The sequence below is a fragment of the Nonomuraea antimicrobica genome (genome assembly GCF_039536965.1).
Taxonomy (GTDB): domain Bacteria; phylum Actinomycetota; class Actinomycetes; order Streptosporangiales; family Streptosporangiaceae; genus Nonomuraea; species Nonomuraea antimicrobica.
Map to the genome: position 1 here is coordinate 148,988 of NZ_BAAAZP010000149.1, position 26,400 is coordinate 175,387.

Sequence of the window (26,400 nt, forward strand, 5' to 3'; positions counted from 1 at the left end):
TCAATTCTTTACGTCGTAATGAGTTAGGGGGGACGATGGTCGAGGCGACACTGCACGACGGGAACACCATCGAGGTGGAGGTGTCCGGCTCGGGCCCGGTCGTGCTGCTGCCCGTCGATCCACAGCCTGTGGAGGGCGAGCAGGCCGAGGAGATGCGGAAGTGGGGCAACGACCCGGCGCTCGGACGTTCGCTGATCGACGGGCTCAGCGACGCCTTCCGGGTGGTGGCCTTCGACTACCAGGGGCACGTCATGAGCACGCCCAAGCCCGCCACGCTCACGCCCGGCAACGTCGTGCGTGACCTGCTGGCGGTGGCCGACGCGGTGGGGGCCGAGCGGTTCGCGTACTACGGGTACTCGTGGCTGGCGCTCAGCGGGCTGCAGCTCGCGATCCGGACCGATCGGCTGACCGCGCTCGTGATGGGCGGGTTCCCGCCGTACGGGGGGCCGTACGCGGAGATGTTGCGCGTCACCACGGCCACGTACGAGCTGGCCGCCGCGCCCAAGCCGGTCATCGGGCCCGGCTCCGCCTCGAAGGGCTCCGACGACGCGTACGACTGGTCCTCGGTCGAGGTCACCACGACCGAGGACCAGACCCGGCAGTTCGTCACCCTCTACGAGGGGTTGCGCGGATTCGACGACCGGGCGGCGCGGCTGACCTGCCCGCGGCTGTGCTTCGCGGGCTCCGCCGACCAGATCCAGTACGACGAGCGGTGGGGCGGCGTGCTCGTCGACATCGCGGGACCGCTGGTGCGGCACCGGGCCGAGATGGAGGCGCTGGGCTGGGACGTCGAGGTGCTCGACGGCCTCGACCACATGAGCGCCATGCAGCCGCCCAACGTCCTGCCGGTCCTGCGCCCCTGGCTGGAGCGGACGCTGGCCCAGGATCCCCGGCGGGGAGGGAGCGGGCCAGGGGAGTGAGCGCGGTGATCGGCCCGCCCGGTGCAGCAGCGTCCCTTCGCCGTCCAGCGTGGTCACCACCAGCCGGGCCCCGGTCAACTCCAGCAGGCGCTCGGAGCCGGCCATCAGGTACGCCGCGGCGCAGCGAGAAGCCACCCCGTTTACGGGGGTGGAGGAGTCACGAGAAGCGAATACCAGCATCGGACCAGCTCAAACCCGGCATTGCTCAAGTTATGGACGCCAGGTCTCTGGGTAGCCAGCCCGCTATGCACGGCCCTTCGGACCTCCACCCGCTCGCCCCGGCCGGCGAGGCGCACGCCCCGGCCGGGGCGGCGGCGCTGGTGGACGGTGTGCGGCGGATCGCCGTCCTGCGGGCCAACGCGCTCGGCGACTACCTCATGGCCGTCCCTGCCCTGGAGGCGCTCAAACGGGCCTACCCCGGCGCGCGCCTGACGTTGCTGGGCAGGGCCTGGCACGCCGAGTTCCTCACGGGCCGTCCTGGGCCGGTGGACGACGTGGTCGCGCTGCCGCCGATCTCGGGCGTGTCCACTCCCGAGATCGGGCGCCCGGTGCCCGACGGGTTGTGCGAGGAGTTGCGGGAGCGGGGCTTCGACCTGGCCGTGCAGATCCACGGGGGCGGACGCTTCTCCAACCCGTTCGTCCGGCGGCTGGGGGCGCGGGTGACCGCGGGGATGCGGGCGCCGGGCGCGGAGAGCCTGGACCGCTGGGTGCCGTACACGGACTACCACCACGAGACCTTGCGCTTCCTTCAGGTCGCGGCGCTGGTCGGCGCGGTGGGGAACGGGCTGGAGCCGCGGGTCGAGGTCACCGCGGACGACCGCGCCGAGCTGGCCCGCGCGCTCGGGCACCCGCCTCCCGGGCTGGTGGCCGTGCACCCGGGTGCGAGCGATCCCCGGCGGCGCTGGCCGGTGGAGCGGTTCGCCGAGGTGGCCGACCGGTGCGGCCGTCCCGTCGTCGTGACCGGTACGCGGGCGGAGCAGGACCTGGTCATGGGCGTGGTCGCGGCCATGCGCCGCCCCGCGATCCCGGTCGTCGGCGCGCTTGGCATCGGCGGGCTGGCCGCCCTGTACGAGGGCTGCGACCTGCTGATCGCCAACGACACGGGCCCGCGCCACCTGGCCGCGGCCGTCGGCACGCCCACGGTGGCCGTCTACTGGTGCGGCAACCTGATCAACGCGGGCCCGCTCAGCAGGACCGCGCACCGGCCGCTGGTCTCGTGGACCACGGCCTGCCCGCGCTGCGGCGCCGGCGGCGTGGAACCGCGCGCCGAACGTTGCCCGCACGACGAGTCGTGGGTGCGCGACGTCTCGGTGGACATGGTGAGGGAGCAGGCAGAAGACCTGCTCTCGGGAACTCGGGGGGATGGAAGATGACCGATCGCGCCGTGCTCGACGAGTTGCGCCAGGCCATCGACGAGGCGTTCCACGGACGCGAACGGGTGGCGATGAGGGAGGTGTACTCGCAGGTCTCCCAGCACGTAGGTCTGTCGGCCGACGTGCTGACGCACCTCAACGAGCTGCCCGAGGGCGCCTACGACAAGCGGGAGCTGACCGAGGCGATCAACGAGGTGATCACCCGCCGGGGCGAGCAGGACACGCTCGGGCTGCTGGAGGTGCCCAGGCAGGCCGGTCCGCCGGAGGGGCCGCGGGCCGTGCGCGACGAGGCGGCGCGGGGAGGTCTCCGCGAGCCGGACGACGACGACCCCGATCTGATGCGCTAGAGGACGTCACGCGGGCCCGACTTTTTTGACCGATCGTTCTCGATAATGTTAGCGTCTGCGACCGTGGCAAGAACCAAGGAGTTCGACCCCGAGGTGGCGCTGCAGCGGGCGCTGGAGCTGTTCTGGGAGCGCGGCTACGAGGCGACCTCGATGGCCGACCTCGTGGAGCGCCTCGGTGTCGCGCGGGCGAGCATCTACGCGACCTTCGGCGGCAAGCGCGAGCTGTACCTCAAGGCGCTCGAGCGCTACCTGGGGCAGCGCGACGTGGTCGGCCCGCTGTCCCAGCCGGGGCCCGCGCTGCCCGCCATCCGCGCCTTCCTCGACTCGTACGTGGCCGAATGCCTCGCCGACGAGCTGCGGCGGGGCTGCATGGTGGTCAACACGGCGGTCGAGTTCGCCACCCGCGACGCGACCGTGCTGGCGAAGGTGGCGTCGAGCTGGGCGGGGATGGAGGCCGCGCTGGCCGGCGCCCTGGTGCGGGCGCGCGCCCAGGGGGAGATCCCGGCGGGCAAGGACCCGTACGCGCTGGCCAGGTTCCTGCTCGTGCTGGTCCAGGGTCTCAGGGTGCTCGGCAGGGCCGACCCCGACCCGCGCAGGCTGCGTGACGCGGTCGACCAGGCCATGAAAACTGTCGAAATTTGAGAACGATTGGTATGGAATAATGGCGAGACGTTTCGAGGGGAAGGTCGCGCTCGTCACGGGCGCGAGCGGGGTCGTGGGCCGCGCGGCCGCACTGGCGTACGCGCGGGAGGGCGCGGCGGTGCTGGCCGCCGGGCGTGACGCGGCCAGGCTGGCGGAGGTCGTGAAGCTGGCGGAGGAGGGCGGCGGGCGGGCGAGCGCGTTCGTCGTCGACCTGACCCGCTCGGCCGAGGCCGCCGCCATGGTCGAGGCCGCGGTCTCCCGCTACGGCGGGCTCGACGTGGCGCTCAACGCGGCCGGGATCTTCGGCACGCTGGCGCCGCTGGCCGACTACGACGAGGACACGTGGGACGAGGTGCTCGCGGTCAACCTCAAGGGCGTGTACCTGTCGATGAAGCACGAGATCGGCCACATGCGGGCGCACGGTGGCGGGGCCGTGGTCAACGTGTCCTCCAACCTCGGGGCGCATTGGCGCCTGGCCGGGGCGAGCGCGTACGCGGCGTCGAAGGCCGCGGTGAGCGTCCTGACCCGGGCGGCGGCCCGCGACCACATCGCCGACGGCGTACGCGTCAACGCCATCAGTCCCGGCCCGATCGACTCGCCCATGTCCCTGGGTCCCGGCGAGACCCCGCGGGACCGCGACGAGCGCATGAGGGACGCGCTCCCGATCGGCCGGGTGGCGACTCCCGAGGAGATCGCCGCCGCGGCGTTGTGGCTGTCGTCCTCCGAGTCGAACTTCGTGGTGGGGGCCGACCACGTGATCGACGGCGGCGCCACCGCCTGAGCCGACGTGAAGACGGCCCGCGCCCGGGAAGCGGAGGGAGGTGGGCGCGGGCCGTGCTGGGGGTTCGCTCAGAGGCGGCTGATGCGTACCGCGTCGGCGATCACGAGACCGGTGCCCGAGGTCCACCGGCTCACGCCGACCACGTTGTACGTGCCCGCGCTGAGCGAGAAGGTGCCGATGCTGCGCCAGGCTCCGCCGCCTGATCGCTGATCGACGTAGACGGTCTGGTTACCGCCCGAGGCCGCCACGATGTACGGCGCCGAGCTGTTGTACCCGGGATCGCCCGGATACCAGACCTCGACCTGATAGTTGCCGGCGCTCGGGATCGTCGCCGAGTACCACGCCGGGTCGCTGGAGGCGACCGGGTCGGCGAAGCGGTAGTCGGCGCCGTGACGCTGGCTGGAGTAGGTGGAGGTGCCCCAGTTGGCGCTGGCGGTGAACTGGCCGGAGGTGGCGTTGTCGACCGTGGTCTGCCACGTGGGCTCGCCGCCGCCACCGGTCACGTAGCCCATGAACTTGGTCCAGTTCCAGTTCGGGCCCGGGTCGGTGTGGGTCGCGCCGGGCACCTCGTTGTGGCCGACGATGCCGGTCCGGGTCTTCGGGATGCCGTACTTCTCGCAGAGCGCCTTCGTCAGCGCCGCCGAGGCCCGGTACATCGCGTCGGTGAACCACGAGGCGTCGTTGACGAAGCCCTCGTGCTCGATGCCGATCGAGCGGTTGTTGTAGCTGGAGTTGCCGGCGTGCCAGGCGACGTCCTTGTCCCGCACCATCTGCGTGATCGCGCCGTTGGAGGACTTGACCACGTAGTGCGCGGAGACCTGGGCACTGGGGTTCTGGAACCAGGAGATGGTTCCGGCGTAGGAGCCCTGGGTGACGTGGATGACCACCCGGTCGATGTTGTAGCTGGTCTCCCGGTTGGAGACGCGGTAGTTGCTGGTGCTGGCCGCGACCCAGGCGGCCGGCGGGTAGTCGGGGCTGGCCACGGCGGCCTGCGCGTTCAGGTCGCGGGCCTTGGCGTACTCGCCGCGGTCGGCGGTGACCTCCTGCGGCTTGACCTGGATGCCGCGCAGGTCGATGCCGAGGCCGAGCTGCTCGTAGACGGCGTCGGCGTACAGGCGGGCCAGCTCTGGGGAGGAGGCGTTGCCGTAGGCGGCCACGGCCTGGTACCAGCGGCCGAGGTCCTTCCTGGCGGTCTCGTCGAGGCCCAGCTTGTCGGCGTGGGCGCGCAGCACGGCCGCGCCGCCGAGGACGTTGGCCTCGTCGTCGATCTTGAGCTTGTCGGCCGCGATCCCGGTGAGCTCGGCGGCCTTCTCAAGAGAGTGGTTGGTCGGGTTGCTGACCAGGTGCATCACGCCGTAGCCGCCGCTGGCGCTGGGCTCGCCGCCGTGACCGTCGAGATGGGTCTCGGCGTAGGAGAGCGCGACCAGCAGGTCACGCGGTACGTCGTGCGCGGCGGCCGCCTTGGCGAAGGCCGCGGCCAGTGCGGGCTCCTTGACCTGAGTCGTCTCTGACCAGGCAGGACGGCCTGAGACGAGTAGGAGGAGGGCGAGCATCGAGGTGGCGAGGGCTGCTAATCGCATGCGGGCGAGAGTCATGGGTGCTCCTCGTTCACAGGTGACGGGGTGCACGTTACGACAGCCATTGACTAATGTCGATAATTGACATTACTTCGCTGTTAGGTGAAACTTTCCGCCCCGCCCCCGGCGTCGCCTCAAAGATTGGGCCCCCCGGAAGTCCTGAAAACTATTGCGCATTCATGTGGATGCGCTGAAACTTCCCTTCGTGACCGCCTTCCTGCGTACCGTCCTGGCGGCGATCACCGCCGCTCTCGTCAGTATCGTGGCCCCTACTCCCGCCCCAGCCCAAGCCTCCTCCGTCGCCTGCGCGACCGATCCCGCAACGCCCAAACGGCAGCTCAGGGCGATGTGGATCTCCTCCGTGGCGAACATCGACTGGCCCAGCCGCACGGGGCTGAGCGTGTCGGCGCAGCAGGCCGAGTTCCGTGCCTGGCTCGACCTGGCCGTGGCCAAGCGCATGAACGCCGTGATCGTGCAGGTCAGGCCGACGGCCGACGCGTTCTGGCCGTCGCCGTACGAGCCGTGGTCGCAGTGGCTCACCGGCACCCAGGGCGGCAACCCGGGCTACGACCCGCTGGCCTTCATGGTCAGCGAGGCCCATGCCAGGAACCTGGAGTTTCACGCCTGGTTCAACCCGTACCGGATCGCCAATCACGACGACCCGTCCAGGCTGGTGTCCACACACCCGGCGCGGCAACATCCCGACTGGCGTTTCGCCTACGGCGGCAAGCTTTACTACAACCCGGGCATTCCGCAGGTCCGCGACTTCATCGAAGACGCGATCATGGATGCCGTCTCCCGGTACGACGTGGACGGCGTCCACCTCGACGACTATTTCTACCCCTATCCGGTGAGCGGCCAGGCCATTCCCGACTCCGCCACATACGCCCAGTACGGCGGCTCCTTCTCCAACATCGCCGACTGGCGGCGCGACAACGTCAACCTCCTCGTCCGCGAGCTCGACCAGCGCATCCACGCGGCCAAGCCGCACGTGACGTTCGGGATCAGCCCGTTCGGCATCTGGCGCAACGCCGGCACCGACCCGCTGGGCTCGCGCACCTCGGGGCTGCAGTCGTACGACGCGATCTACGCCGACAGCCGCCAGTGGGTCAAGCAGGGCTGGGTGGACTACCTCGCGCCGCAGATCTACTGGCACATCGGCTTCGCCACGGCCCCGTACGAGGTGCTCACCGCCTGGTGGTCGGACGTGGTCAGGGGCACCGGCGTGCAACTCGTCGTCGGACAGGCCGCCTACCGCGCGGGCGCCTCCGGGCAGGAGGCCGCCTGGCAGGACCCGGCCGAGCTGAGCGACCACCTCACCGACAACAGGCGCCATCCCGAGGTCGTCGGTGACGTCTACTTCAGCGCCAAGGACGTCAAGGCCGACCGGATCGGCGCGATCACCAGGCTGGTCAACACCCACTACGGCAAACCCGCGCTGCTGCCCGCCCGCGGCACGGCGGCGGCCCCTGGCGTGCCCTCGATCACGTCGGCCACCCGGGTCTCGAACGGCGTGCAGCTCGCCTGGACGGGCTCGGCCACCGCGTACGCCGTCCACCGGGTGGACGGCAGCCCGTCGGCCGCCGACCCGTGCTTCTTCGCCGACGCCCGCAACCTGGTCGGTACGACCCGGCAGAAGACGCTCACCGACACCACCGCCACCGGGTCGGCCTACACCTATTACGTGACCGCGCTCAACCGCACCCACCAGGAGAGCGGTCCGAGCGCGGGCAGGGCGGTGGGCACGGGCGGCGGCACGTTCAGCGTGGTGGTGGACAACGCAGAGGCCGGGTTCTCGGCGGGCTCCGCCTGGGGCACCTCCACCTACTCCACCCAGCTCCACGGCACCGACTACCGCTTCGCCGAGCCGGTCGCGGCCAGCGACCCGGCCTGGTTCAGTGCGGCCGTTCCGAGCGCGGGCAGCTACCGGGTGGAGGTGTGGTATCCGGCCAACTCCGGCTACAACAGCGCGACGCCGTACGTGGTGGCGGCCTCGGGCGGGAACCAGACGGTCACCGTCGACCAGCGCACGGGCGGTGGGGCCTGGCGCAGCCTGGGCACCTTCTCGCTCAACGCGGGCACGTACAACGTGGTCGGGGTGAGCCGGTGGACCTCGGGCACCGGTCTCGTGATCGCCGACGCCGTCCGCCTCACCAGGCTCTGACCGGCCGAGGCCCTGTCACGGGGTGTAGATCAGGGAGAGGAAGCGCACCAGGATCGTCTCCCTCGTCGCGGCGGGCAGGGCGTCCAGGACGGTGTTGACCACCGCCATCTCCGGTTGTCCCGCGCCTGGCCGCAGGTCCACGCCCACCGAGGCGGCGAGGGAGGCGAAGGTGGCGTCGTCCAGCGACTCCAGGTCCAGCCCCGCCACCAGCTCCACCAGCCCGTCGGGGAGCGTGGCGGGGCCGCGCCGGCGGGCGGCCTCGGCCGACTCGGCGATCACCTTCAGCATGGCCTCCACCCCGGCCAGTGTGACCCCGGTGACCGTGATGTGCAGGTTGGCCGGGATGCCGGCGTAGGAGAGCTGCGGCTGCAGGAACCAGCCCCGTGCCCGTGCCTCGTCGGCCAGCACGAACACGTCCACCCCGTCACCCGCGAAGGCCACCAGCGACGACTGCGGCTCGCCCAGCACCCGCAGCCCCGGGATCGCGGCCAGGCCCTGGCGTAATCTCGCCGTCGCCGCCAGCGTGGCCCGGCCCAGGTCCGCGTACCCTTCCCGGCCCAGCGCCTGCAACGTCGCCCACGCGCCGCCGAGCGGCCCGGCCGACCGGGAGCTCTGCACGGTCGCGTTGATGATCGTGTAGCCCGGCCAGGCCGCCGAGGCGAAGTACGCCCCGCGCCGCATCGCCGGGTCGGCGAACAGCAGGACGGAGGCCCCCTTGGGCGCGTACCCGAACTTGTGCAGGTCGCAGGAGATCGACGTGACCCCGGGCACCGACAGGTCGAACGGCGGCACCTCCGCCCCCGCCTCGCGTAACCACGGCAGCAGCCACCCGCCCACGCAGGCGTCCACGTGGCAGGGCAGGCCGGCCGCCGCGGCCACGGCAGCGACCTCCTCGACGGGGTCGATCACGCCCTGCGGGTAGGACGGCGCGGAGACGGCGACCAGGATCGTGTCCTCGTCGATCGCCGCCGCGACGTCGCCCGGCCGCACCCGGTACGACTCCAGGTCCACCGGCACGGCCACGACCTCGACGCCCAGGTAGTGGGCCGCCTTGTGGAAGGCGGGGTGGGCGGTGACCGGCAGCACGAGGTTCGGGCGGGTCCCGGCGGCCGGGTCACGGGCGGCGTTCGGGCGGGTCCTGGCGGCCAGGTCGCGGGCGGCCTTGACGGCCAGCATGATCGACTCGGTGCCGCCGCTGGTGAAGACGCCGTGGCCGCCTCCGAGCAGGTCCGCGACCGCGCCGACGACCTGCCGCTCCATCTCGACCACGCTGGGGAACGCGGTCGGGTCGAGGCAGTTGACCTCCAGCATCTCCAGGTAGGCCCGGGTGGCGGCGTCGTGCACCTCGGGCCGCCCGGTGTCGTAGACGTAGGCGGTCACCTGGCCGCCGCGTACGGGCAGGTCGTGCTGCTTGAGCCGGGCCAGCTCCGCCAGCAGGTCTTCTGCGGCCCTTCCGGTCGTGGGCAGGTACACGGGCTCTCCTGTCTGCGTGGCCGTCAGCGGGGGTCGCCGGGCAGGCCGAGCGTACGGTGCAACGACTGGTGCAGGTGGGCGCGGAAGCGGCGCAGCGCGGCCCGGTCGCCGGCGCCCCTGCGGCGGCCCCTGGCGTCCAGCACGCCGCCCTTGGCGAAGCCGTGCACCGCCCAGATGACCGTCCACACGGTGTACTCGAGGTCGGCCTCGGCGCGGATCGTCCCGGCCTCGACCGCGGGGCGCAGCGCCTCGGTGACGGCGGCCATCAGCGGCAGGACGTACTGGCGTTCCAGCTCGGAGATGTCGCTCGCGTCGGACAGCCAGCGGTGCATCCACAGGGCGGGCACCTCGGGGTTGTCCACGCAGAAGTCGAGGTAGTCGTCGGCCACCCGGTGGATGGCGGCCACGGGGTCGTCGCCCGGCAGCCTGGCGAGCGCGGCCTCCAGCGCCGCCTTCTCCGCTCGGTGCGCGGCCTCCATGACCGCGAGGTACAGCTCCCGCTTGCCGCCCACGTGGTAGTTGACGGTGGCGATGTTCAGACCGGCGGCCTCGGCGATCTGCCGCGTGGAGGTGCCGTCGTAGCCGAGGGCCGCGAAGAGTTGCGTGGCGACCTTGAGGATCAGGCCGGCTTGTGCGCTCTCGCCGGGGGTCATGCGACCGAAGGTAGTTCCGCCGCGCCTAGCCGGTCAATCACTTGATGGAGAACTTTGCCCGGATCTGCTGCTCCGCATCACGCCACCCCCGTGTCGTCGTCCACGGCGGCAGGGCCGTCGGGCCCCCAGCGGGTCAGCACCACACGGTGCCCGACCTGCGCCCCGGTGCTCGGGTCGATCCTGAACGCGCCGAACAGCGTGGTGGTCTCCAGCGCGGCGGCGGCCGACCACAACGCCTCCCGCCCGGTGCTCCCCGACACGGCGGCACAGTGCGTGGCCAGGATCGCCGCGGCGGCGGCCTGGACGGCCGGGTAGCCGGGCGGCGTCCGGTACGCGGTGAGGAAGTCGCGCTCCGAGACCCCGAGGGCCGCCTCGCCTTCGACGCCCGGAAACCACTGGCCCACGCCGTAGACCCCGCACGGATCGCGGACGGCCGCGCCGAACTCCCGCACCCCGGCCGCCACGGCGCACACCCGTCCCGGCACCCGGACCCGGCCGAGCAGCTCGACCTCCTCCTCGAAGGACCCGGCGCACAGCAGGTTCCACGACCCGCCGGGCGGGGCCTCGTACGTCACCGGGAGGCCGAGCGCCTTCGCGCGGAGCCGCGCTCCGGTGGCCACCTGGCGGCCGAAGCCGCCCTCGCCGTGCGCGATCCACAACGGGCTCCGGTCGCCGTCGCGGGCGAGGAGGCGGAGGAACGGCTCGGCGTACCGGCTGGCCGGGGTGGGGACGGAGACCACGTGGCCGGGGCGGGCGGCCTCGACGTCGTCGCCCGCCCCGCCGTGGTTCCACACCACGCGGCCCAGCTCCATGGCGACGCGGCCCGCCCTGCGCATGAGCTGCGTCGAGTACGGCCCCAGCAGCAGGTCACACCGTGCCGCCAGGTCCCGCAGCACGCGTTCCAGCACCTCGGGGTCGCTGCGGTCGTCCGCCACGACCAGCTCCGCGGACCTGTCGAACGACTGCCAGACCCCCAGGCCGAGCGCCGCCTGACGGCCGAACCGGGCGTGGCGGCCCGAGAGGGAGAGCGGGGCCCCGACGCGGAGCCGGTTTACGGTCATCCGGTACCCCTGCCCGCCCCGCGTCAGTCAGGCGCCCAGTACTTCTCCATGATCTTCTCAAGCTGCCCCACCACCGGCTTCCAGCTCGCGGGCAGCGTGTACCGGGTGGCCCGCCGCTTGTCGTGGGCCAGCGTGTAGCTGATGAAGTCCGCCCCCTGCGGCCGCCGCTCCGAGGCGCCGACGCGCAGTTTGCTGAGGTGGCCGCGCAGGGTGCGTTCCTCCTTGGCGGTCAGGCACTTGTCGACGGCGGGCCCGGTGCGCCGGGTGAGCCGTACGCAGCCGTTGCCGTAGACGATCACGCGGTCGTCGAACCCCGCGTAGCCGCCCTGCCTGCGCAGGTCCACCAGCACCCGCTTCGCCGTCACCTCGGCCTGCGCCGGGGACATGGACGTGCTCGGCGCCAGCAGGAGCACGGGCAGGAGCACGATTCGCCAGATCTTCATGCCCTCTAAGACGTCTCCCGCCCCCGAACGGCTCACCGCCGACGTGTCCCGTGCCTCAGGGGGAGGCGGGCCGCCACATGGGCCAGAAGAGCGAGCCGTCAGGGAGCGCGAACGGCTCGCGGAGCCGGTAGCCGTGGCGGGCGTACAGGTCGCGGTTGCGCGGGTCGCTGGCCTCCAGGTACGCGGGCAGGCCGCCCACCCGGGCGTGCTGGTACCGGAGCAGGGCGGTGCCGAGCCCCTGGTTCTGCCGGTCGGGGTGCACCGCGAGGAAGGCCAGGTAGTGGTGCGGCTCCGTCGGGTGGTGCTCCTCGAACAGCTCGTCCAGGACGCGGAAGCGGTCTGCCCACTCGCCCGTGGCCTCGGCCATCCGGCGGTCGTATCCGGGCGGAGGGGGCACCGGCGCCATGTGCGGGAACCACACCGCCACCGCCTGCCCCTCGTCCATGAGATGCACCTCGCCGTGCTCGATGGCGTGCTCGACCTGGATCCGGAAGGTGGCCGCCATGACCCGGTGCCGTGCCCTGCGCTCGGGCACCAGGTACGACACGGCCCGCAGCCCGGCGAACGCGGTCGCGATCAACTCGGCCACCTGCTCCGTGTCGGCGGCCGTGGCCAGGCGCACGGCGGGCCGCAGCGCGAACGTGGCCCCCGTGCCCAGATGCCGGACCGGCCACGCCTCGAAGGTCTCCTCCATCGGCCCAGGTCTCCTCTCGTCGCTCATGCGGTGCCCGTCGTTCAGACGTTGCCCGTCGTCCAGAAGGTGTCCATCGTCCAGACGGTGCTCATCGTCCAGATGGTGTCCGTCGCTCATGCGGTGTCCTGGGCGGTGGCCGCCTTGGCGCCCATCCCCACCGCAGCGTAAACGGCGGGCTGCCCGGAACGTAGCACCAGCGCCCACACCACGCCGAGCAGCGCTGCGACGCCGTAGACGACGGGCAGCACCCACGCCAGCGGATCGCCCTCGGGCACGCCGAGCAGGGTCGCGAAGTTGTCCAGCGCCAGCCACACCATCACGGCCAGCGCGATTGCCGCGGGGACGGGGGCCACCACCCGGCGGGAGAGCGCCTCGCCGCTGGGCTCGCGGGCGAAGAAGACGATGATCGCGAGCGAGGTCACGAAGACGAGCAGCAGCACGCCGAACCCGCCGAACGAGCCGCCGTAGAAGAAGAGCTGCACCAGCGGGTCGAGGCCCAGGACGGCGTACACCACGATGACGACCAGCCCGAGCGCGCTCTGCGCGATCGAACCGGCCTGGGGCGCACCGCTGCGCGCCCGCGTGCGGCCGAAGACCGCCGGGAGCACGCGTTCGCGGCCGAGCGCGAAGAAGTAGCGGGCGGTGGTGTTGTGGAAGGAGACCATCGCGGCGAAGACGCTGGTGACGAAGAGCACCCGGGCGATGTCCACCACGACCGAGCCCAGGTGCGCCTCGGCGAGGACGAAGACGGTGTCGGCCTGGTCGCGCCGCGCGGTGGCCACGATGGAGTCGGGGCCGGTGGCGACCGTCATGGCCCAGGACGACAGCGCGTACACGACGGCGACGATGGCCACGGACGCGTACGTCGCGATCGGCACCGTACGCCGCGGCGCCCGGCTCTCCTCCGAGAACACCACCGACGACTCGAACCCGACGAACCCCAGCGTCGCCAGCACCAGCAGCGCCCCCACGCCCGGCACGAACAGCGCGGACGGCGACAGCGCCGCGAAGGACAGGCCCGAGGCGGCCGGGTTCATCAGGTCGGCCAGGTCGAACACCAGGATGACGGCCACCTCGGCGGTCAGCAGCACGGCCAGCAGTCGGCCGTTGACGTCCACGCGCATCACGCCCAGCACCGCGACCAGCGCCCAGGCGACCAGCGAGATCACCCACCAGGCGGGCGCGAGGCCCAGCCACCGCTCCAGCACCGGCGCCGCCGCCGCGCCGAGCGCGCCGTAGAGCCCGACCTGCAGCGCGTTGTACGCGATGAGCGCCACCCAGGCCGCCGCGATGCCCGCGGGACGGCCGAGGCCCCGGGTGACGTAGGTGTAGAACGCCCCGGCGTTGGCCATGTGCCGGGCCATCGCCACGTACCCGATCGCGAACACCGACAGCACCGCCCCCACCACCAGGAAGGCGATCGGCAGCCCGGTGATCCCGGTGACGGCGTAACCGGTGGTGACGACCCCGGCGACGACGGTGAGCGGCGCGGCGGCCGACAGGACGAAGTAGACGACCGTGGGCGCGCCGAGGCGGTCGGCGGCGAGGGCGCCGGCGACCGGGTCGGGCACGGTGCCGGTTCGTGCGGTACGCGTCATGATCCTTCCAGGGGGTGTGGGGTCAGGTGCGGTAGGTGAGCACGGAGTCGCCCACGGCGGCGTGGACCTGGCGGCTCAGGTCGCGCAGCGGCTGGGGCATGGTGGCCAGCAGCGTGGTCAGGTAGTCGCGGGAGGCCCGCCGGTTGTCGGGGTCGTCGAGCACGGTGTCGGTCAGGTCGCAGGCGTCCACGAGCGTGGCCAGCGCCATGTCCTGCGGCGAGAGCGGACGGCACTGCCCGAGCGCCAGCCGCAGCCGGGTCGCGGGCCACACGGCGTGGCTGAAGTCCGTGGCGAAAAAGCGGAATTTCTGGCGTTTGAGTAGTCTGCGGGATTCGCGTTCCAGTAATCCGGCGGTCAGCAGCCGTCCGCTCACCTCCTCGAGTGAACGTTGCGCGAGATAGGCCAGCCAGGTGCGCACGTCGGTATGGTGCGGCGAATTCCCGAGATCCGCCAGCGCCCTGTCGGCCACGCTCTCCTTGACCGGCCGCGAGTCGGACATGTGCAGCCGCACGCCGCGTACGACGATCCGCCGGTGCAGCACCAGCTCACCGAGCAGCGCCCCGGCCAGGCCCAACGCAATCCCCTGTACGTGCAGACGGGGTTTGCCCGTGCCGGTGGTGTCCCAGGAGACCAAGAAGAAATCATCGGCAAGCACCTTGAATCGGTCCGCTCACTATCGCCTATAAAGGACAACCGGCTATCGGCCGGACGGGCGTGAAGTCGCCAGCGGAAATATCTACCAAGAACATCGGGGCGCGGGTAGACCCATTTGCAGGCAAGGTGCTGATACGGGTGGCATTAATGCTCAATAAGATGATTTATCCGTATTAGGGGCAGCATAGGGGTGCGTGTCGTGGGAATCCAGCGCCGCGCCCGGTACGGTCGATGCCATGGGCGCCTACCGCACCGGAGCCGCGGCACTGGTCGCACTGACCGTGGCGACCGCGCTGGCCGCCGGCTGCGGCGGCGACGCGCTGCCCGCCGCCCGGGACACGGCGCGAGAGGCGGCGCGGGAGGCGGCCGGGGATCCGGCGCGGGAAACGGTCCCGGAGACGACCCCGGAAACGGTCCCAAAGACGACCCCGGAATCGGTCCCTGAGACGGTGCCGCCCGCCTCGCCGACTCCCGCGCAGTCGGCCGCGGCGAGCCCGCTGGCGGGGAAGACCGTGGTGATCGACCCGGGCCACAACGGCGGCAACGCCTCCCACCCCAAGGAGATCAACCGCCAGGTCGACGTCATCACCGGCCGCAAGCCGTGCAACACCACCGGCACCGCGACCGACGCCGGCTACCCGGAGCACGCCTTCGCCTGGGACGTCGCCGGCCGCCTCAAGCAGCTCCTCGAAGGCATGGGCGCCAGGGTCGTGCTCACCCGGCCCAGCGACACGGGCGTCGGCCCCTGCGTCACCGAGCGCGCCGCCATCGGCAACGAGGCCAGGGCCGACGCGGTGCTCTCGATCCACGGCGACGGCGCCGCGCCGAGCGGGCACGGCTTCCACGTGATCATGCCGGGGCTGCTGCCCGGCCACAACGACGGCGTGGTCAAGCCCGCGCGCCGGCTGGGCCACGACATCCGCGACGCCTTCCGCGCCGGCACGGGCCTGCCGTACGCCACCTACATCGCGCGCGACGGCTTGGAGACCCGTACCGACCTGGGCGGGCTCAACCTGTCGAAGCGCCCGGCGGTCTTCGTCGAGTGCGGCAACATGCGCAACCGGGGCGACGCCGCCAAGATGTCCGCCCCCGCCTTCCGGCAGCGCATGGCCGCCGCGCTGGCCGACGGGCTCAGGCGGTTCCTGGGGTAGCCGCCTCCGGCGCGGCGTACGCGCGCAGGAACGCCGTCACCGCGGCCTGCGAGAGGTGTTCGAGGTCGGCCTCCGTGTAGTGCCGGGTGCCGCCGCCCCAGAACATGACCTTGTTCACCGGGACCCACAGCAGCAGGCCCACGAAGTGCTCGGCGGCCAGGCGCGGGTCGTCCGTGTGAAGGAGCCCGCGCTCGGCCAATCGCCGGAAGGCGGTGGCCATGGTCTCCAGCGAACGTTCGAAGCCCTGCTCGTACCAGGTGCGGCCGAGGTCGGGGAAGCGGTCGGCCTCCGCGATCACCAGCCTGCGCAGGCGGAGCAGGTCGGGCGCCATGAGCTGGTCGAGGAAGCGGCGGGCCAGCTCGCCGAGGTCCTCGCGCAGGTTCTCGCTGTCGTCGAGGGCCACCGTGATCATCTTGGTCAGCCCCTCCACCTGGCCGGTGGTGTCCAGGATGATGCTGGTGAAGAGCTGCTCCTTGTCGGTGAAGTGCTTGTAGACGGTCTGTTTCGACACGGCCGCCAGTGCGGCGACCTCGTCCATGCTGGTGCCGACGTAGCCGTTGCGCAGGAAGACCGGGCGGGCCGCCTCCATGATCTGCCTGCGCTTGCGTGCCGTGCGGGTGTCCTCTTCCGCTGCCATGACCGCCCTTTCCTCGTTCGAGCAAACAGTACTAGACAGTTCCGTACCGGCGTGAGTACTGTACCGTCTAGTTCCAGCGACTGACAGGGGTGGACACGTCATGAGTGATCTTCAGCAGCGGGTGCAGGAAGCGGCGGACAGGCTGGTCGAGTCCGGCGAGGAGCGTGGGCTCCAGGTGGCCGTCTATCGGGACGGGGTGCAGGTCGTGGACGTGGTCGCCGGTGTGGCCGACCCGGAGACCGGCCGTCCCGTGACGCCCGACACGCCCTTCTACAACTTCTCCATCGGCAAGGGCGCCACCGCGACCGTCGCGCACGTGCTCGCCGAGCGGGGCCTGTTCGACTATGACACGCCGGTGGCCGAGCTGTGGCCGGAGTTCGGGCGGCACGGCAAGCAGGGCGTCACCGTACGGCACGTGTTGTCGCACACGGCGGGAGTGCCCGGGGTGCCGCTCGACACCACGCCGGAGGACATTTGCGACTGGGGCACGATGGTCGCCGCGCTGGAGGAGGCCGAGCTGTGGTGGGAGCCCGGCACGAAGGTCGGCTACCACGCCTACACGTTCGGGTTCCTGGTCGGGGAGATCGTCCGGCGGGTCACCGGCAAGCCCATCTCGCAGGTGTTGCGGGACGACGTGGCCGGGCCGCTGGGCGTGGCGGACGAGCTGTACTTCGGGATGCCGGAGAAGGAGCACCACCGGCTGGCCCGGCTGGAGGACGCACCCATGGACATGTCGGCGTTCGGGGAGATGCCCGCGGACCTGCCGATGTTCAAGGCCGGGCCGATGACGCTGATGCCGACCGCGGAGCTGGGCAACCGGCCCGACTACCTGTCGGCCGACATCCCGGCGGGCGGCAAGACCTCGGCCAGGGCCATCGCGCGCATGTACGCGGCGCTGCTCGGCGAGGTGGACGGGACGCGGCTGATCCCCGCCGAGCGGTTGCACGCGGCCACCGCCACAGTGTCGAGCGGCGTCGACGAGGTCTTCGGGATGCCGTCGGCGTGGGGGCTCGGATACGGCATCGGCGGGCCGGCCTCGACGGCGGAGGAGAGCCCGACGGTGTTCGGCGTGCCCGGCGCGGGCGGCAGCGCGGCCTGGGCCGACACGGCCACGGGCACCGCGTTCGCCCTCACCAAGAACCGCCTCACCGGCGACTTCGCCGCGGTCACACTGATCGGCGACCTGGTGACCCGCTCCTGATCCGGCATCGGCAGGAGGTGCGCCTCTCGGGAAGGCGTCAGCCGTCGCGGCACAGCGGCTTGCCGCCGACCACGCAGGCGATGCCCTCGAGCTGGCAGCTCAGCAGGGTGCCGTCCATGCCGAGCACGAGCACCAGGTCGCGCCGGTACGGATGGGCCAGCATGACCCGGCCGACGACGCCGTTGTCCAAGACCACGGTGGGGCGGCCTGCCGCGTACTCCATGCCCACGTGTCTCCTCTCAAGGTCCGGAACGAGGCCCGCGCCGGACCCGTCCCCACCAGAATGCACAGGCTGGTGCCCGAAGCGCATCGGTCATCCGGAGGTAATTACGGTCGGCTCCGGGAACGGGCCCCCGTCGGCGGCCGCCCTGACCGTCACTCCGGCACCACCGTCCCCCTGTTTCCCCTGCGTCCCGGCGTCAGTACGACCTGAGTTCGATGTCCGTGGCGAACTTGTCGGCCATCTTCATCATCAGGCCGAGCAGGAAGCGGTACCTGAACATCCAGTTGCGCATGCGCAGCCGGGCGGGGGAGCCGGGGGCGAGGAAGGGGCCGGCGTTGCCGTTCTTGGCGATCTTGGCGTAGGGGCGGATCTGGCGCTCGTACTCGGCGAAGGCCACCCGGTGCTCGCCGCCGGCCGCGGCCAGCTCGCCCGCCAGCACGTACGCCCCCACGACGGCCAGGCCGGTGCCGAAGCCGCCCAGCGTGTTGCCGTACGCCGAGTCGCCCAGCAGCACCACCCGGCCCGAGCTGTAGCGGTCGATCCCGACCTGGCTGATCGAGTCGAGGTAGACCTCCCGTGAGCGGCTCACCGCCGACATGACGGCCGGGGTCTGCCAGCCCATGCCGGCGTACACGCGGGCCAGGATGTCCCGCTGCCGCGCGGTGTCGTAGCGGTCGTAGTCGAGTTGCTCGGAGGCGAAGACGAAGAACGCCGGAGCCTTCGGCCCGCCGACGGCCACCATCCTGCCCGGCTCGTTGTAGATCCTCGGGATCGGCCCGAAGTCACCCTCGACGTCCACCAGGGCGTAGTAGTGGCCGAGGAACCGCACGAACTCGGACTCGGGGCCGAAGGCCAGGCGGCGCACGTTGGAGTGGATCCCGTCCGCCCCGACGACCAGGTCGAACGTGCGCGGCGCGGAGCGCTCGAAGGTGACGTGCACGCCGGCCGGGGTCTCGGTCAGCGAGGTGATCGAGTCGCCGAAGACGTACGCGCAGGCGGGGGCCGTGCGCTCGTGGAGCAGCTTGGCCAGGTCGCCCCGGGCGATCTCCAGGTCGCCGCCGGTGAACTCGCCGGGCATGAGCGCGAGCAGGCGGCCGTCGGCGTCCACGATCTCCTGGTCGGTGCCGCCGGTGCGCAGGCGGCGTACGTCGTCCAGGATGCCCATGCGGCTCAGCACGGTCTGGTGGGTCGCGCCCTTGAAGTCGACGGCCTGGCCGCCGGGGCGTAGCGCGGGGGCCCGCTCGACGACGGTGACGGTGAAGCCGTACCGGATGAGCCAGTGGGCCAGGGCGGGGCCCGCGATGCCGGCGCCGGAGATGAGGACGTTGGAGTTGCGCGGGGCGCCGGTGCCGCTGTGGTGGTTTCGCATGTGACGCAGCTTCGTGAGCTGCGCTGACAGTGCGGCGACTATCGGCTGACAGCGTCCCGCAGGACTCTCAGCGCCGCGTCCCGGCTCAGCGCCGCCCCCTCGGCGTACGCCGCCGCGAACCCCTCCGCGCCGAGCACCCGGGTGGCTGCGGCGACGGTCGCGGCCACGTCGCGATCACCGGCCACGGCCGTGCCCCGCACCGCCACCGCCACACCGAGCAACAACGCCGCCCGCCTCCGATCGGCCCCAGCACCCACCAGGCCCGCCAGTCCCTCTGCCGCGTCCGCGTGGTCGGTGGCCAGGGGGGAGTCCAGGGCGGCGGTCACGGCCGTGGCGTGCAGGCGCGCGGCCCGTTCCGCGTCGCCTTCTGCCTGGGCCAGCCGCCCCAGCGCCGTGTACACGTGCGACAGGGTGCCGGCGGCGGTGAACGCACCCGACTCGCCGGTCTCGGCACCCGACAGGGCCAGGTCGAGCCGCCGCCCGGCCTCGGCGAGATCGCCCTCGTGCCGGGCGATCTCGCCGAGCTGGAGCTGCACCCATGCCATCAGCACCGGCCGGCCCAGCCGCCGTTCCAGCTCGGTCACCCGTTCGCAGTCGGCGCGGGCGGCGGCGGCGTCCCCGGCCCGCCAGAGCGCGGCGCCCCGCCGGGACAGCACGTCGGCCAGCTCGTCGAGCGCGCCCAGCTCTTCGAGCAGCCCGAGCGCCTCCGACCACCGGCCCATGGCGCGTGCCCAGTCGCCGCGCCAGCTCGCGGCCAGGGCCAGCCAGTCGAGGGCCTGGGCCCGGCCCCAGCGTTCGCCGAGCGCGTTGAAGTCCGCCAGCACCCGCTCCAGCTCGGGCTCCGCCTCGGTGGCCGTTCCGGTGAGCAACGTCATCAGGGCGAGGCTGAGCCGTTCGAGTGCCCGGCTCCACGGATCGGAGCCGAGCATGCGCCGGTCCCGCTCGGTCGGCTCGCCGCCCTCGGGCGGGCCCGCGACCATGCCCCAGAGCGCCACCCCGAACCGGTAGCGCAACGGCCGGTCGAGCGACCCGACGATCTCCCGGGCCCGCCGCCAGTGCGGCGAGTCCGACTCGGGCACGGCGTGCAGGACGGTCATCACATACTCCTCGTCCAGCCCGGTCGGCGGTTCGGGGCCGGTCGCGTCGAGCAGGCGCCGGGCGTGCCGGGTGGCCTGGCCCCGCCGTCCGGTCAGCCACCAGTACATGCCGAGCGCCGCCACCAGCCGTGCGGCCGTCGGCCTGTCGTGCTCGACGCTCCAGCGCAGGGCGGCCTGGAGGTTGGCGTTGTCGGCGGACAGGCGGGCCAGCCAGGTGAGCTGCTCGTCGCGGTAGAGGTGGTCGTGGGCCTGACCGGCGAAGTCGAGCGACCAGGCGGCGTGGGCGCGGCGCAGGCGGTCCTCCTCGCCTGCCTTCGCCAGCCGTTCCAGGCAGAACAGGCGGATGGTGTCGAGCATCTGGTACCGCTCGCCGTCGGTCTCGACCAGCGACTTGTCGACCAGGTCGGCCAGTGCCTCGGCCGCCGCCGGATCCGGTGCTCCCGCCGCGCCCGTGCCGCAGACGCGTTCGACCGCCTCCAGGGTCGCGCCCCCCGCGAACACCGCGAACCGCCTGGCCAGCGCCTGCTCCTCGGCTCCGAGCAGGCTCCAGCTCCACTCCACCACCGCGTGCAGCGTCTGGTGGCGGGCGGCGGAAGTACGGTCGCCGCGTGAGAGCAGCCGGAACCGGCCGTGCTCGGCCAGCCGGTCGGCGATCTCCGCCACGCCGAACGTCCGCACCCGGGCCGCCGCCAGCTCGATGGCCAGCGGCAGGCCGTCGAGCGCGGCGCAGATTCGCAGGACCGCGTCCAGGTTGCCGGGGGTGAGCGCGAACTCCTGCCGTACGGCGCTGGCCCGGTCGGCGAACAGCCGGACCGCAGGGTAGGCGAGCGCGTCCTGCGGCGCCTCCCGGGCGCCGGGCGGCGGGAGGGGCAGGGGAGCCAGCGGGACGAGATGCTCGCCCGTGAGGCCCAGCGGTTCGCGGCTGGTGGCCAGGACGGTGAGGCCGGGGCAGCGGGCGAGCAGGTGGCGGGTGAGCGTGGCGGCCTCGGCGATGACGTGCTCGCAGTTGTCCAGTACGAGGACGAGACTCCGGTCGGCCAGCGCGGCGACGAGGCGGTCGGCCGGGTCGGGGCCACCGGCGGCGGGCGGCGTGAGCGCGGGCTCGCGCAGCCCGAGCGCGCCCAGCACGGCCTGCGCCACCTGCCCGGGTGCGCCGTCGGCGAGCGTCAGGTCCACGAACCCGACCGTCCGGCCGGTGTCACCCGAGCCCGCGCGCCGGCCGGTGGATTCGACGGCGAGCCTGGTCTTGCCCGTGCCGCCCGGCCCGACGATCGTGACCAGGCGGACCGTACGCAACGCGGCCAGCCGGGCCAGCTCCTCCTCGCGTCCCACGAAGCTCGTGAGCTGGGCGGGCGGCTCGGCCCACGCCGTGCGTCCGCGCTCACCGCGCAGGATCTCCAGGTGCAGCGCGGCCAGCTCGGGCGACGGGTCGGCCCCCAGTTCGGCGGCCAGCAGCCGTCGGCCCTCCTCGTAGACCGCCAGCGCCTCGGCCTGCCGCCCCGCCGCGTGCAGCGCCCGCATGAGCAGCCCGCGCGCCCGCTCCCGCAGCGGATGCCCGGCCACCAGCTCCCGCAGCCCGGCCACCGGCTGGGCGCCTGGCAGGGACAGCTCGGCCTCGTACAGGTCCTCGGTGGCCGTCAGCCGCAGCTCCTCCAGTCGTACCGCCTGCGGCCGGGCGAACGGCGCGTCGGCCACGTCCGCGAACGCGGGCCCCCGCCACAGTGCCAGCCCCTCCCGCAGCAGGGCGGTCGCCGCCGCGTAGCGTCCGGTGGCGAGCAGCCCGCGACCCTCACGGGACAACGTCTCGAACCGGTGCGCGTCGACGCTCTCCCGCTCGACCGCCAGCCGGTATCCGGCCCCGTGGAACTCGATCAGGTCGCCCGGCAGATGCCGCCGCAGCCGGGACACCTGCGCCTGGACCGCGTTGGCCGCGCCCGCCGGGGGACGGTCGCCGTACTGGCCGTCGATGAGGCGTTCGAGGCTGACCGTCCGGCCCGCGTCGAGCAGCAGCATGGCCAGCAGCGCGCGCGGACGGGGACCGCCCACGGCGACCGGGTCGCCGGCCGTCGAGCGCACCACGAGCGGGCCGAGGACACCGAACTGCACGCCCCCGATTGTCCCCCACCCGGCCCGTACGCGACCGGCGGCCCCCGGCGAGCAGGCGAAACGGAATTATCGGTATGCCCTACCGATGCACATACGTATTTTCCGGCCGGGGACGAGCGCCTAGCGTCTGGCGGCAACAAGGCGAAACGGTCCGCTCGCTTTCCTGCCACCCCCCATCACCCCCCAATCCCCGACCAGCCGCGAATCCAGGCGATCCCGGGTTACGCGCCGGCCGTCCCGCGCTCACCAGCGCCCGGCGGCCCGGGGACCCCAGAAAGGAGCAACACCGCCGTGAAACGCAAAGCCTTACTCGCCACGGTCGTGGGCATGGCCACGGCCGCGACGATGGTGTTACCCGCGACCCCCGCGAACGCCGCCGGTCCTCCCGGGGCCGCCAGGTCCCAGGAGAGCCGGACGGCCGCCGACCCCGCCTCGCTCGCCGCGGCGGTCGCGGACAAGGCCGTCTCCAGCCAGCTCGACGAGCTGACCCGAGGACCTGACGAGGCATACAGCCGGGTCTCGGTGACGCCGGGCGCGAGCGACATGTTCTACGTCGCGTACGAGCGCACGTACAAGGGCCTGCCGATGGTCGGCGGCGACGCCGTCGTGGTCACCGACGCGGCGGGGCACGTCAGGGACACGGTCGCGGCGACCGGGCCGAGCCCGCGGGGCGTCCCGACCAAGGCCACGATCGGCGCCGACCGGGCCACCGAGGTCGCCAGGACCAGGCTGGAGCGGGTGGACGACACCGCGGCGCCCCGCCTGGTCGTGCTGGCCTGGGGCGACAAGCCCCGGCTGGCGTGGGAGGCCGTGGTCAGCGGCATCGCCGCGGGCAAGCCGAGCGTCCAGCACGTGTTCGTGGACGCGCGCACCGGCAAGGTGGCCGACTCCTACGACCTCGTACGCGCCGGCACCGGCAACGGCTACTACTACGGCCAGGTCACCATCGGCACGAGCGGCTCCGGCAGCTCGTACTCGATGACCGACGGCACCAGGCCCGGCATCCAGTGCGGCGGCCAGGGCGGCACCGCCTACACCGGCACGGACGACGCGTGGGGCAACGGCCAGGGCACGAACCTGGAGACCGCCTGCGTGGACGCCCTCTACGGCGCGCAGCGCGAGTGGGACATGCTGCGCGACTGGCTCGGCCGCAACGGCATCAACGGCAGCGGCCGCGGCTTCCCCGCCCGGGTCGGGCTGAACGACGTCAACGCGTACTGGAACGGCAGCTACACCAACTTCGGCCACAACCAGGCCAACACGCAGCAGGCGACCCCGATCGACGTCGTGGCCCACGAGTACGGGCACGCGATCTTCCAGACCACCCCGGGCGGCGCCGGCTCCGGCAACGAGAACGGCGGCATCAACGAGAGCACCGGTGACATCTTCGGCGCGCTCACCGAGCACTACGCCAACCACCCCAGTGACCCGCCGGACTACCTGGTGGGCGAGGAGGTCAACCTGGTCGGGCAGGGCCCGATCCGCAACATGTACAACCCGGGCGCGCTCGGCGACCCGAACTGCTACTCCTCCTCGATCCCCAGCACCGAGGTGCACGCGGCGGCCGGCCCGCTGAACCACTGGTTCTACCTGCTGGCCGAGGGCAGCAACCCGGGCGGAGGCAAGCCGTCCAGCCCGATCTGCTCCGGCGGTCCCTCGTCGGTCACCGGCATCGGCATCCAGAACGCCGGCAAGATCTTCATGGGCGCCCTCTCCCGCAAGACCTCCACCTGGCGGTACACGAACGTCCGCGCGGCCTCCGTCTCGGCCGTCATCGAGCTGTTCGGCGCCAACAGCGTGGAGTGCAACACCACCAAGGCCGCCTGGAGCGCGGTCAGCGTGGCGGCGGCCTCGGGCGAGCCGGCGTGCGGCACGCCGGGCAACGACTTCTCGCTCTCGCTCAACCCGTCGTCCGGCAACGCGTCGCCGGGGCAGCAACTGACGGTCACGGTCAACACGCAGACGACCTCGGGCAGCGCCCAGACCGTCAACCTGTCGGCGTCGGGGCTGCCGAGCGGCACCACGGCGAGCTTCAACCCGTCGTCGGTGACCTCGGGCAACTCCTCGACGCTGACGTTGTCGGTCGGCTCGGGTACGGCGCAGGGGTCGTACCAGGTGACCGTCACGGGCGCGGGCGCGACCACGCACACCGCCACCTACGGCCTCACCGTCGGGCAGGGGCCGGGCGGCGGCGACCCGCCGGACGTCAGCCTGACCAACATCAAGACGCACCTGTCGCAGTTCCAGTCGATCGCGACCGGCAACGGCGGCAACCGCAGGTCCACCGGCAACGGCTACCTGCAGTCGGTCTCGTACGTGGAGCAGAAGCTGCGCGCGGCCGGCTACAACGTCGTCCGGCAGAGCTGCACCACCACCTACTGCACCAGCGGCGCGGGCCCGAACCTGATCGCCGACTGGCCGGGCGGCGACGAGAACCAGGTCATCATGTCGGGCGCCCACCTCGACGGCGTCGCCGCCGGACCGGGCATCAACGACAACGCCTCGGGCTCGGCGAACCTGCTGGAGGTCGCGCTGACCCTGGCACAGACGAACCCGACGCTGGCCAAGCACGTGAGGTTCGCCTGGTGGACCGACGAGGAGCAGGGGCTGAACGGCTCGGAGTACTACGTCGCCTCGCTCAGCGCCGCCGACCGCCAGCGGATCAAGGTCTACTACAACTACGACATGACCGGCTCCACCAACGGTGGCTACTTCATCAACAACATCAACACGACCGGGGCCGCGTTCCTCAAGGAGTTCTACGACCGGCTGAGCCTCCAGCCCGAGGAGAACGTCGAGGGCGCCAACCGTTCCGACGACGCCTCCTTCCGCAACGCCGGCATCGCCAGCTCGGGCGTCGCGGCGGGCGCCAGCGCCACGAAGACGGCGGCGCAGGCGGCCAAGTGGGGCGGCCAGTCCGGGCGCGCGTACGACTCCTGCTACCACGCCTCCTGCGACACCAGCAGCAACATCAACGACACGATCCTGGACCGGGCGGCGGACGCGGCGATGTACGCGGTCTGGAAGCAGGCGGTCGGCGGCACCCCGCCCACGCGTGACTTCTCGGTCTCGGCGAACCCGGGCTCGGGCACCGTGCAGGCGGGCTCGTCGGCCACGTCCACGATCGGCACCAGCACCACGGCGGGCACCGCCCAGACCGTGAACCTGTCGGCCTCCGGGCTCCCGACGGGCGCGACGGCCACGTTCAACCCGGCCTCGGTGACCTCCGGCGGGTCGGCCACGCTGACGATCGCGACCGCTCCGACGACGCCGTCGGGCAGCTACACCGTCACCGTGACCGGCACGGGTGAGACGGCCACGCGTACGACGACGTACGGGCTGACCGTCCAGGGCACCTCGGGCGGCAGGACGTTCACCAACGACACCGACTATCCGATCTACGACTTCAGCAACACCCAGAGCTCGATCACCTCCACCGCGACGGGCACCGCGACCTCCCCGGTCAAGCTGTCCATCACGATCGACCACACGTGCGCGGAGGACCTCGACATCTGGGTACGCGGCCCCAACGGCACCTGGTACGTGGTGGACCGCTACGGCGGCACCACCTGCACCCCGTACGGCACCAGGACGTTCTCCGTCCCGGTGAGCCAGCAGGCGGCCGGCACATGGGTGCTCGACATCGAGGACGTCTACTCCGGCGACACCGGCGTCCTCAGCTCCTGGAGCATCACGGTCTGACCCCGTCTCCGCCCTCCTCCCCGCTACCGCCGTAGGGGAGGAGGGCGCGGCGGCCCCCTGGGCGGCGGGTCCGCGCGAGACGGGGTCAGCCGCCCGAAGTCTCGGGGGTGACGGGCCCCGGCCGGTCCTGCGGCCGGGGTTCCTTCACCTCCGCCCGCGTGCGCACGCCGAGCTTCTGCAGCACGCGAGCCACGTGCGTGTCCACCGTCCGCTGGGACAGGAACAGCACCTCGGCGATCTCCCTGTTCGTCCGCCCGAGCGCCACCAGCCTGGCCACCTCGCTCTCCCGTGGGGACAGCACCCCGCCGGTCGCCTTCCTTCCCCGGCGCGGCGCGGCGGGCCTGCTCCGGTCGGGGCCGATCTCGCGCAGCAGCCGCCGGCAGCGGGCCGCGTCGTGGGTGGCGCCGAGCGCCGCGTACCGTTCGAGCGCCTCGGCGATCAGGTCGGCGGCCCGGTCCCGGTCGCCGAGCGCGATCCGCGTGCCCGCCTCCGACTCGGCCGCCCGCGCCGCCCCGTACGGGCGCGGCATCGCCC

The 26,400-nt window shown here is 72.4% G+C and carries 22 protein-coding genes; 9 read left to right on the plus strand and 13 right to left on the minus strand.

The genetic code is table 11. The features are described 5' to 3' along the window. Positions 1-35: 35 nt before the first annotated feature. The 5 genes from ABD844_RS37330 to ABD844_RS37350 all read left to right on the plus strand — a co-directional run bounded on the left by ABD844_RS37330 (position 36) and on the right by ABD844_RS37350 (position 4,063). A complete protein-coding gene (locus ABD844_RS37330) occupies positions 36-920 on the plus strand; it encodes an alpha/beta fold hydrolase (RefSeq protein ID WP_344888831.1) in 885 nt (294 codons plus the stop codon). 245 nt (positions 921-1,165) lie between these two features. Continuing rightward, positions 1,166-2,293: a glycosyltransferase family 9 protein gene (locus tag ABD844_RS37335; RefSeq protein WP_344888834.1), complete on the plus strand. Its 1,128-nt coding sequence runs from the start codon at positions 1,166-1,168 to the stop codon at positions 2,291-2,293. After that, complete coding sequence (locus ABD844_RS37340; protein ID WP_344888837.1) at positions 2,290-2,640, plus strand: hypothetical protein; 351 nt, start codon at positions 2,290-2,292, stop codon at positions 2,638-2,640. Before ABD844_RS37335 ends, ABD844_RS37340 begins: the two co-directional genes overlap by 4 nt. Positions 2,641-2,703: 63 nt before the next feature. After that, a complete protein-coding gene (locus ABD844_RS37345; protein WP_344888840.1) occupies positions 2,704-3,282 on the plus strand; it encodes a TetR/AcrR family transcriptional regulator in 579 nt (192 codons plus the stop codon). 19 nt (positions 3,283-3,301) lie between these two features. Next, the gene (locus tag ABD844_RS37350) at positions 3,302-4,063 is read left to right on the plus strand and encodes an SDR family NAD(P)-dependent oxidoreductase (protein WP_344888843.1); all 762 of its coding nucleotides are present in this window, start codon (positions 3,302-3,304) and stop codon (positions 4,061-4,063) included. Positions 4,064-4,131: 68 nt separating this feature from the next. On the opposite strand, the gene ABD844_RS37355 is transcribed toward ABD844_RS37350, so the two are convergent. Then, positions 4,132-5,658 carry a golvesin C-terminal-like domain-containing protein gene (locus ABD844_RS37355; protein WP_344888846.1) on the minus strand — a complete coding sequence of 509 codons (1,527 nt, stop codon included), beginning with the start codon at positions 5,656-5,658 and terminating at the stop codon, positions 4,132-4,134. Positions 5,659-5,845: 187 nt separating this feature from the next. Here ABD844_RS37355 and ABD844_RS37360 point away from each other — a divergent pair, with 187 nt between their 5' ends. After that, on the plus strand, positions 5,846-7,804 hold the full coding sequence (locus tag ABD844_RS37360; protein ID WP_344888849.1) for a family 10 glycosylhydrolase: 1,959 nt from the start codon (positions 5,846-5,848) through the stop codon (positions 7,802-7,804). Positions 7,805-7,819: 15 nt separating this feature from the next. Here the strand turns inward: ABD844_RS37360 and ABD844_RS37365 are convergent, their stop codons facing one another. The 7 genes from ABD844_RS37365 to ABD844_RS37395 form a co-directional block, all read right to left on the minus strand. After that, positions 7,820-9,277, minus strand: a complete 1,458-nt coding sequence (locus ABD844_RS37365) for a pyridoxal phosphate-dependent decarboxylase family protein (protein ID WP_344888852.1) — start codon at positions 9,275-9,277, stop codon at positions 7,820-7,822. Between the two features lie 23 nt (positions 9,278-9,300). Further along, positions 9,301-9,930 carry a TetR/AcrR family transcriptional regulator gene (locus tag ABD844_RS37370; protein ID WP_344888855.1) on the minus strand — a complete coding sequence of 210 codons (630 nt, stop codon included), beginning with the start codon at positions 9,928-9,930 and terminating at the stop codon, positions 9,301-9,303. 77 nt (positions 9,931-10,007) lie between these two features. Then, positions 10,008-10,991, minus strand: coding sequence for an ABC transporter substrate-binding protein (locus ABD844_RS37375; protein WP_344888858.1), 984 nt, complete (start codon positions 10,989-10,991; stop codon positions 10,008-10,010). A gap of 23 nt (positions 10,992-11,014) precedes the next feature. Then, a complete protein-coding gene (locus tag ABD844_RS37380) occupies positions 11,015-11,434 on the minus strand; it encodes a hypothetical protein (RefSeq protein WP_344888861.1) in 420 nt (139 codons plus the stop codon). A gap of 55 nt (positions 11,435-11,489) precedes the next feature. Further along, positions 11,490-12,245, minus strand: coding sequence for a GNAT family N-acetyltransferase (locus ABD844_RS37385; protein WP_344888864.1), 756 nt, complete (start codon positions 12,243-12,245; stop codon positions 11,490-11,492). After that, the gene (locus tag ABD844_RS37390; RefSeq protein ID WP_344888867.1) at positions 12,242-13,726 is read right to left on the minus strand and encodes an APC family permease; all 1,485 of its coding nucleotides are present in this window, start codon (positions 13,724-13,726) and stop codon (positions 12,242-12,244) included. Before ABD844_RS37390 ends, ABD844_RS37385 begins: the two co-directional genes overlap by 4 nt. A 22-nt stretch (positions 13,727-13,748) precedes the next feature. Further along, complete coding sequence (locus ABD844_RS37395) at positions 13,749-14,381, minus strand: GOLPH3/VPS74 family protein (protein ID WP_344888870.1); 633 nt, start codon at positions 14,379-14,381, stop codon at positions 13,749-13,751. A gap of 193 nt (positions 14,382-14,574) precedes the next feature. Here ABD844_RS37395 and ABD844_RS37400 point away from each other — a divergent pair, with 193 nt between their 5' ends. After that, on the plus strand, positions 14,575-15,531 hold the full coding sequence (locus tag ABD844_RS37400) for an N-acetylmuramoyl-L-alanine amidase (protein ID WP_344888873.1): 957 nt from the start codon (positions 14,575-14,577) through the stop codon (positions 15,529-15,531). Here the strand turns inward: ABD844_RS37400 and ABD844_RS37405 are convergent. Beyond that, positions 15,512-16,168, minus strand: a complete 657-nt coding sequence (locus ABD844_RS37405; protein ID WP_344888876.1) for a TetR/AcrR family transcriptional regulator — start codon at positions 16,166-16,168, stop codon at positions 15,512-15,514. The genes ABD844_RS37400 and ABD844_RS37405 overlap by 20 nt on opposite strands. Before the next feature lie 100 nt (positions 16,169-16,268). Between ABD844_RS37405 and ABD844_RS37410 the strand changes: the two genes are divergently transcribed. Beyond that, positions 16,269-17,369: a serine hydrolase domain-containing protein gene (locus ABD844_RS37410; RefSeq protein WP_344888879.1), complete on the plus strand. Its 1,101-nt coding sequence runs from the start codon at positions 16,269-16,271 to the stop codon at positions 17,367-17,369. 37 nt (positions 17,370-17,406) lie between these two features. On the opposite strand, the gene ABD844_RS37415 is transcribed toward ABD844_RS37410, so the two are convergent. The 3 genes from ABD844_RS37415 to ABD844_RS37425 all read right to left on the minus strand — a co-directional run bounded on the left by ABD844_RS37415 (position 17,407) and on the right by ABD844_RS37425 (position 22,164). Beyond that, positions 17,407-17,592: a hypothetical protein gene (locus tag ABD844_RS37415; protein WP_344888882.1), complete on the minus strand. Its 186-nt coding sequence runs from the start codon at positions 17,590-17,592 to the stop codon at positions 17,407-17,409. 196 nt (positions 17,593-17,788) lie between these two features. Then, complete coding sequence (locus tag ABD844_RS37420) at positions 17,789-18,961, minus strand: FAD-dependent monooxygenase (RefSeq protein WP_344888885.1); 1,173 nt, start codon at positions 18,959-18,961, stop codon at positions 17,789-17,791. 38 nt (positions 18,962-18,999) lie between these two features. Continuing rightward, on the minus strand, positions 19,000-22,164 hold the full coding sequence (locus ABD844_RS37425; RefSeq protein ID WP_344888888.1) for an AfsR/SARP family transcriptional regulator: 3,165 nt from the start codon (positions 22,162-22,164) through the stop codon (positions 19,000-19,002). Positions 22,165-22,455: 291 nt separating this feature from the next. Between ABD844_RS37425 and ABD844_RS37430 the strand changes: the two genes are divergently transcribed. Beyond that, entirely contained in the window at positions 22,456-25,866 is a 3,411-nt protein-coding gene (locus ABD844_RS37430; RefSeq protein WP_344888891.1) for a M20/M25/M40 family metallo-hydrolase, read from the plus strand. Positions 25,867-25,951: 85 nt separating this feature from the next. On the opposite strand, the gene ABD844_RS37435 is transcribed toward ABD844_RS37430, so the two are convergent. Next, the coding region (locus ABD844_RS37435) for a response regulator transcription factor (protein ID WP_344888894.1) at positions 25,952-26,400 on the minus strand (449 nt) is incomplete at its 5' end.

Bases quoted from the DNA above. Each gene is read 5' to 3' on its own strand.
- ABD844_RS37355 (WP_344888846.1), bottom strand. From the start codon at position 5,658: ATGACTCTCGCCCGCATGCGATTAGCAGCCCTCGCCACCTCGATGCTC.
- ABD844_RS37370 (WP_344888855.1), bottom strand. From the start codon at position 9,930: ATGACCCCCGGCGAGAGCGCACAAGCCGGCCTGATCCTCAAGGTCGCC.
- ABD844_RS37380 (WP_344888861.1), bottom strand. From the start codon at position 11,434: ATGAAGATCTGGCGAATCGTGCTCCTGCCCGTGCTCCTGCTGGCGCCG.
- ABD844_RS37375 (WP_344888858.1), bottom strand. From the start codon at position 10,991: ATGACCGTAAACCGGCTCCGCGTCGGGGCCCCGCTCTCCCTCTCGGGC.
- ABD844_RS37420 (WP_344888885.1), bottom strand. From the start codon at position 18,961: ATGCGAAACCACCACAGCGGCACCGGCGCCCCGCGCAACTCCAACGTC.
- ABD844_RS37330 (WP_344888831.1), top strand. From the start codon at position 36: ATGGTCGAGGCGACACTGCACGACGGGAACACCATCGAGGTGGAGGTG.
- ABD844_RS37415 (WP_344888882.1), bottom strand. From the start codon at position 17,592: ATGGAGTACGCGGCAGGCCGCCCCACCGTGGTCTTGGACAACGGCGTC.
- ABD844_RS37340 (WP_344888837.1), top strand. From the start codon at position 2,290: ATGACCGATCGCGCCGTGCTCGACGAGTTGCGCCAGGCCATCGACGAG.
- ABD844_RS37335 (WP_344888834.1), top strand. From the start codon at position 1,166: ATGCACGGCCCTTCGGACCTCCACCCGCTCGCCCCGGCCGGCGAGGCG.
- ABD844_RS37410 (WP_344888879.1), top strand. From the start codon at position 16,269: ATGAGTGATCTTCAGCAGCGGGTGCAGGAAGCGGCGGACAGGCTGGTC.
- ABD844_RS37390 (WP_344888867.1), bottom strand. From the start codon at position 13,726: ATGACGCGTACCGCACGAACCGGCACCGTGCCCGACCCGGTCGCCGGC.
- ABD844_RS37385 (WP_344888864.1), bottom strand. From the start codon at position 12,245: ATGAGCGACGGACACCATCTGGACGATGAGCACCGTCTGGACGATGGA.
- ABD844_RS37405 (WP_344888876.1), bottom strand. From the start codon at position 16,168: ATGGCAGCGGAAGAGGACACCCGCACGGCACGCAAGCGCAGGCAGATC.
- ABD844_RS37350 (WP_344888843.1), top strand. From the start codon at position 3,302: ATGGCGAGACGTTTCGAGGGGAAGGTCGCGCTCGTCACGGGCGCGAGC.